We start from the raw sequence: 6291 nt of genomic DNA, 5'->3' as shown, positions 1-6291 counted from the left end.
GTGTAACCCCTGTTCATTCCATTTAAATTTAAATTCAAAAACAACACCGCCAAACTGAGCGGGTCGCCATTCTAACCAGCTTATCCACATCTGTCATGACAAAGTTAAGCAACTTCGTTCAAAAAGGGAACAGGAGATACAATAAATTTAAATTCAACCGCTTGTGGATAACTCAAACCACAACCTGTGGATAAATAAACACACCAGGATATCCACAATTCCCAGGCAGGGTTATAACATAGATATCCACAACAAAAGACATTGATTTAAATAATAAATATAGGGTTTTCAACAGAAAAACAGCTCTCTAATAAGAATAAATTTAAATTTATAAATTTGAATTTATTTAATAGAGCGACCAATTTTGGGGATAAGTCTCCAGTATTTTTAAATTCAGAATTTCTGGGAATTAAATTTAAATCACGATCACAGGCTGTGGATAAGATTGAGGATATGCTTGCTGATAACTTATTTTACCTTATAATCCAATGAAATACATTATTGATAACTGATTTTGTTTTTTTCTTTATATATGTACCTATAAGTATTGACACATTTAAAACAGTGCTTATTTTTAGCGAATATCTGATTTTGCATTGACAGCTCAAGCAATGAACACTAAACTCGCGAACCTTTATAGAAAGATCAATTTGGGAGTTTCGATATGAAACGTACTTTCCAGCCATCTGAACTTAAACGTAAACGTGTTCATGGTTTCCGTGCACGTATGGCTACTAAAGCAGGTCGTCAGGTCCTGGCTCGCCGTCGTGCAAAAGGTCGTCACAGCTTAACTGTTTAATCTATTAAACAGTTGGGTTCCGACTTGGGTGTGATGCCACTTTTCAGTTTTAGTCCTGCGCTCAGAATTCGCTGTGCTGCGGATTATAAAAGTGTATTTGATGGTGCGCTTTTTAAAGTGCATCAACCCCATTTTCTTTTTCTGGCAAAACCTTCCGAACAACTGAACAGTCGTTTGGGTATTGTTGTTGCCAAGAAAAAAGTGCGTCGTGCACATGAAAGAAACAGAGTAAAACGGCTTGCTCGCGAAAGTTTTCGCCTGCACCGGCAGCAATTGGAATTACTGGATATTGTGGTTATGCCTAAAACAGGTATAGAAGCAGTTTCCAATGATGAATTGCATCAGCAATTACAATTTGCCTGGCAAAAATTACAACGTATTGCCAGAAAGCATTCCAGAATAGCACCTCCCTCCCCACAAAATTAGAGACAACCAATGGTTCGTTTACTGCATTGGTTCATACGTTTTTATCAGATTGCGATCAGTCCTTTGCTTGGACCGCGCTGTCGTTATATTCCAACATGTTCTCAGTATGCGCTGGAAGCAGTCCATATGCATGGTGCTGTGCGTGGTGTGTGGTTTGCTGCCAGACGGGTTTGCCGCTGTCATCCCTGGGGTGGTTCAGGTTTTGATCCTGTCCCTTCCCGACCAGTCCGTTTTATTTCATTTCAGAAAATTGATTCTCAAATGCTTCACGTTGCTGTACCCTTTCGTGAACGTTTATTGAACCAGAACCACTCAAACCACTTGGGGTAATAGATATGCAACAATGGGCCAGGTTTGCCATTCTTGGAGCCATGTTTGTCGTCGCATATTTGCTTATTCTGGCTTGGCAGAAAGATTATGGTCAGGCAGACATCAAAGCACAGCAGGAAACGGCTGTTGTTTCACATGATGTTTCTGCTGACCTGCCAAATGGTCAGACTGTTGCAACTGCAGCTTCTGACGTGCCACAGGCAAATATTGCAACTCAACAGGCAGCAAAAAATGTCACAGCACCTGTAAGTCAACAGCTTATTTCAGTACAGACCGACCTTTATCATCTATGGATCAATCCCAAAGGTGGTGATATTGTTCGTCTTGAATTACTTAATCATGATAAAAACAAAGACAGCGATCAGCCTTTTGTCATGCTGGAAAGTGATGCAAAACGGACTTATGTTGCCCAGTCCGGTCTGATTGGTCTGAATGGACCAGACAGTGGTCGCAGTGGCCGTCCTGTTTATGAAACAGAAAAATCTGTTTATACACTGGCAGATGCCGTACCTGTGAAAACCAAAGAAGGACAGACTGTTAAACAGTTAACTGTTCCAATGGTGCTTAAAACTGCTGATGGTGTGGAAATCACTAAAATATTCACCTTTACTGAAGGTGATTATCCAGTCGTGGTCAACCATAAAATCACCAACCGCAGTGCACAGAACTGGCAAGGACAGATGTTCGGTCAGATCAAGCGTGATAACTCCGAAGATCCAGGAAAATCTGATCAGGGTATTTTTACACTGGGTACATTCCTGGGTGGCGCATGGGGTACACCTGAAGAACATTACAACAAACTGAAATTTGCAAACTTCAATGAAGAAAAACTCAGTGTTGAAGCTAAGGGTGGATGGGTTGCTGTTGTTCAGCATTACTTTGTCAGCGCATGGATTCCTGGTGATCTGAAACTGACTCAGGCCAATGGTCAGGCTTACAGTGCCAAACTTGAATCACGTAAATCTGCTGATGAAATGAATATCATTGGATTCAGCTCACCAACCTTCAATGTTCCTGCAGGAACCACAGCAGAAGTTGGTGCGACGTTCTATTCAGGTCCAAAAATTCAGTCTGAACTGAAAGATCTGGCTGTAGGGCTGAATCAGACAGTGGATTATGGATGGTTATGGCCAATTGCTAAACTGCTGTTCATTGGTTTGCAGTTCTTCCATAACATTGTAGGCAACTGGGGCTGGTCAATTATTCTGTTGACTGTACTGGTGAAGCTGATTCTCTGGCCGTTATCATCAAAAAGCTATCGCTCAATGGCAAAAATGCGTGTCATTGCACCTGAAATGCAGCGTATGAAAGAAGAATTCGGTGAAGACCGTATGCGCTTCTCTCAGGAAATGATGGCATTGTATAAGCGTGAACAGGTCAATCCATTGTCGGGTTGTTTACCGCTGTTACTGCAGATGCCGATTTTCCTTGCACTGTACTGGGTACTGATGGAATCTGTGGAACTGCGTCATGCACCGTGGATGCTCTGGATTCAGGATTTATCTGCAATGGATCCGTGGTTCATCCTGCCGTTACTGATGGGTGTGACCATGTTTGTTCAGCAGATGCTGAACCCGCAGCCAACTGATCCTATGCAGGCAAAAGTATTTAAAATCATGCCGATCATGTTTACAGTATTTATGCTGTTCTTCCCTGCCGGCCTGGTGCTGTACTGGATTGTGAACAACTCGATCACGATTCTTCAGCAGTCTTTCATCAACAAAAGTGTTGAAAAAGAACGTCTGAAAAGAGAAGCTGCCTGAGCTGTAAAACCACAGTAAAGCAACAGCTGAATAAATCCGCTTAAGATGGTAATCTTAGGCGGATTTTTTATTGACCCCATATTTTCTGAAACAAGAGACTGATGAGATGAACACACCGATTCTGAATACGACGATTGCAGCCATTGCAACACCGCCAGGCCGTGGTGGCGTCGGGGTGATTCGTCTGTCAGGACCCAGAGCTTATGCCATTGCAGAACAGCTGACTCAGAAAGCATTACCCAAAGCCCGTTTTGCAGGTTTCCGTCAGTTTATGGATGCGCAAAGTGAAGTGATGGATGAGGGACTGGTGATCTGTTTCCCGAATCCGCATTCATTTACCGGTGAAGATGTGGTGGAACTCCAGGGACACGGGGGACCCGTCATTCAGAATGCATTGCTTGCCCGTTTACTTGAACTGGGGGCGGTAGCTGCAAAAGCCGGTGAATTTTCCATGCGTGCTTTTGAAAATGGCAAAATGGATCTGGTGCAGGCTGAAGCGATTGCAGATCTGATTGATGCCAGCTCTCAGGCGGCTGCCCGTTCTGCGGTACGTTCCCTGCAAGGGGCTTTTTCAGTCAAGGTCAATACCGTGCTGGAAAAACTGGTGCATCTGCGTCTGCATGTGGAAGCAGCGATTGATTTCCCTGAAGAGGAAATTGACTTTCTGGCTGACGGTAAAATTTTAGCGCTGCTGGAAGATGTTCAGGCTTCAGTCACAAAAGTTCAGCAGTCTGCCCGCCAGGGACAGTTACTGCGTGAGGGGCTGCAGGTCGTGATTGCGGGTAAACCGAATGCAGGAAAATCATCACTGCTGAATGCGCTGTCTGGAAATGACCGGGCGATTGTGACGGATATTGCAGGAACAACCCGTGATGTTCTGCATGAAAAAATTACCCTGAATGGTTTACCCATTACCCTGACGGATACTGCAGGGTTGCGTGAAACGGGTGATGTGGTTGAAAAAGAAGGTATCCGCCGTGCGATTCAGGAAATTGAGCAGGCGGATCTGTTACTGCTGGTCTATGATTTAAGCCAGGGTGAAAATCCGCTTGAACTGGCAAAGAACTATTTTGCAGAGCACATTGAACCTAAACAGCTGATGCTGATCGGTAATAAATGTGATCTGACTGCTGAACAGCCTCAGATCAATGATCTGGATGGATTCAGACAGATTACGGTCTCTGCCAGACAGGACATGGGCGTTCAGGCGCTGATTGATGCTATTACAGCGCATGCAGGATTTCAGCCTGAGGAAGACACCTTTATTGCCCGAACGCGTCATCTGGACGCAATGATGCGTACTCAGCACTATCTGGCTGAGGCACGTGAGCAACTTGTAGTTTTCAATGCCGGTGAGCTGGTGGCAGAGTCTCTGAGACTGGCTCAGAATGCACTGGGAGAGATCACTGGAGATTTCAGTGCGGATGATCTACTTGGAAAAATTTTCGGTTCTTTCTGTATCGGAAAGTAAAATACTGTGATCTGAAAAATTCCTTTAGATACTGTATTTTCTGAAAATTTCTGTGACAGCGTTCTGTTGTTGTGTAAGCTCAATTTACAGGCTTTTCTGAACAGGTTAAGCTGAAATCTGTATTCAACACTCCATTACAGGTAGACGCTATGAAAAAATCGCTGACAGTACTTCTGGTCTTTTTTGCATTCAGTACTGCCACATGGGCGGGTGATGAGGATGACCTGCGCATCATTCAATCTGCAAAAGCAGTGACCGTTGCTCAGGCAATGAAAGCTGCTGATGAGACCGCAGTCATACTGACAGGTACGGTTGTACGTCAGATCAAACATGAACATTATGAACTCAAAGATGCAAGTGGTCATATTGTGGTGGATATTGATGATAAACTGGCAACATCAGCGCAGCTGACACCAGGTACTCAGATTAAAGTAACCGGTGAAGTCGATACACACCGTTATAAACCTGCAGATATTGATGCTGTAAAAATTGAATTTGTAAAATAACGACAGATACAGAATCTGTTTATACCGAAAAAATGGCAGCTTCAGGCTGCCATTTTAAATGCTGACGTGTTCAGGTACAGCATTTCAGTTCTTTTATAAATCAGTCTGATCCTGAAGAAACTGCCCATGGCACAGTGCAGATCAATGCCTGAAAATCCAGTTCCACGTGAAACGCGACTGAAATAAAAAGATGCTGCTAAAACTGATGCATACATGAAAAATTATGCGTAGAATCTGTGCGGACTTATAAAATGAATGAGCATATTCATGATGAAAAAAACGATGATCTTCGCTCTGGCTGCACTGATTTCAGGCATGAGTTCTGCAAATGTGGAAACAGTCAGAAAGAATCTGGCGCAGAATAATCCAGAACTGAAAATTGAAAATATCCAGAGCACAGAAATGCAGGGTATTTACAGTGGGGCAATGGAAGGTCAGGTGGTTTATCTGAATGAAGACGCGCAGCATGTGCTGGTCGGCTCTATGATCCGTTTAAAAGATCAGCAGAATCTGACTAAAAACCTGATGATTCAGCAAAATACTGTTGACTGGAAAAAACTGCCGCTGAAAGATGCAGTAAAAAGTGTGAGAGGTAATGGCAAGCGAGAGCTGGCGATTTTTTCTGACCCAAATTGCCCGTATTGTCAGAAACTTGAGGCTGAACTGAAAAAACTGAATGATGTGACGGTCTATACGTTTATTTTCCCGATTAAAGCGCAGTCTGTAGCACCTTCAAAGCAGCTTTTCTGTGAAAAAAATCCAGCCCTGGCATGGGAAAACCTGGTTTCAAAAGGAATACAGCCTGCATCGAAAAAATCATGTGCAAATCCGATTGACCGCAATTTAAGTCTGGGTAAATCTCTGGGTTTAAATGGAACACCGGCTATTATTTTTTCTAATGGCTTTAAAGTAATGGGTGCTTATCCTGCGGAACAGATTGAACAGATCTGGAAAGAATTCGGTCTGTAAGCTGACCACAGTAAAAAAGCACCTTGA

Annotated in this window: 7 protein-coding genes; all 7 read left to right on the top strand. The window is 43.4% G+C overall.

The annotated features are described in order from the left end of the window. The first annotated feature begins 664 nt into the window (after nt 1-664). The 7 genes from rpmH (at nt 665) to CDG60_RS18080 (ending at nt 6264) form a co-directional block, all read left to right on the top strand. Nucleotides 665-799 (top strand): 50S ribosomal protein L34, encoded by a 135-nt coding sequence (rpmH, locus tag CDG60_RS18110; protein WP_000831329.1) that lies wholly within the window; start codon nt 665-667, stop codon nt 797-799. Between the two features lie 30 nt (nt 800-829). After that, on the top strand, nt 830-1225 hold the full coding sequence (gene rnpA / locus CDG60_RS18105) for a ribonuclease P protein component (protein WP_087513946.1): 396 nt from the start codon (nt 830-832) through the stop codon (nt 1223-1225). 9 nt (nt 1226-1234) lie between these two features. Further along, nucleotides 1235-1555, top strand: coding sequence for a membrane protein insertion efficiency factor YidD (yidD, locus tag CDG60_RS18100; protein ID WP_087513925.1), 321 nt, complete (start codon nt 1235-1237; stop codon nt 1553-1555). A 5-nt stretch (nt 1556-1560) separates the two neighbouring features. Further along, nucleotides 1561-3318: a membrane protein insertase YidC gene (gene yidC / locus CDG60_RS18095; protein WP_087513924.1), complete on the top strand. Its 1758-nt coding sequence runs from the start codon at nt 1561-1563 to the stop codon at nt 3316-3318. Between the two features lie 106 nt (nt 3319-3424). Beyond that, a complete protein-coding gene (gene mnmE, locus CDG60_RS18090; RefSeq protein WP_087513923.1) occupies nt 3425-4789 on the top strand; it encodes a tRNA uridine-5-carboxymethylaminomethyl(34) synthesis GTPase MnmE in 1365 nt (454 codons plus the stop codon). 149 nt (nt 4790-4938) lie between these two features. Continuing rightward, on the top strand, nt 4939-5295 hold the full coding sequence (locus CDG60_RS18085) for a NirD/YgiW/YdeI family stress tolerance protein (protein ID WP_087513922.1): 357 nt from the start codon (nt 4939-4941) through the stop codon (nt 5293-5295). A gap of 267 nt (nt 5296-5562) precedes the next feature. Further along, nucleotides 5563-6264 carry a DsbC family protein gene (locus CDG60_RS18080; protein ID WP_087513921.1) on the top strand — a complete coding sequence of 234 codons (702 nt, stop codon included), beginning with the start codon at nt 5563-5565 and terminating at the stop codon, nt 6262-6264. The last annotated feature ends 27 nt before the right edge of the window (nt 6265-6291 follow it).

The organism is Acinetobacter chinensis (genome assembly GCF_002165375.2).
GTDB classification, from domain to species: Bacteria; Pseudomonadota; Gammaproteobacteria; order Pseudomonadales; family Moraxellaceae; genus Acinetobacter; species Acinetobacter chinensis.
The sequence above is the reverse complement of the archived record's forward strand: the minus strand, read 5'-3'. Positions and strand labels throughout refer to the sequence as shown.

Excerpts from the sequence above, each read along its gene's own strand:
- rpmH (WP_000831329.1), top strand. The coding sequence starts at position 665 with ATGAAACGTACTTTCCAGCCATCTGAACTTAAACGTAAACGTGTTCAT.
- yidD (WP_087513925.1), top strand. The coding sequence starts at position 1,235 with ATGGTTCGTTTACTGCATTGGTTCATACGTTTTTATCAGATTGCGATC.
- yidC (WP_087513924.1), top strand. The coding sequence starts at position 1,561 with ATGCAACAATGGGCCAGGTTTGCCATTCTTGGAGCCATGTTTGTCGTC.
- mnmE (WP_087513923.1), top strand. The coding sequence starts at position 3,425 with ATGAACACACCGATTCTGAATACGACGATTGCAGCCATTGCAACACCG.
- CDG60_RS18085 (WP_087513922.1), top strand. The coding sequence starts at position 4,939 with ATGAAAAAATCGCTGACAGTACTTCTGGTCTTTTTTGCATTCAGTACT.
- CDG60_RS18080 (WP_087513921.1), top strand. The coding sequence starts at position 5,563 with ATGATGAAAAAAACGATGATCTTCGCTCTGGCTGCACTGATTTCAGGC.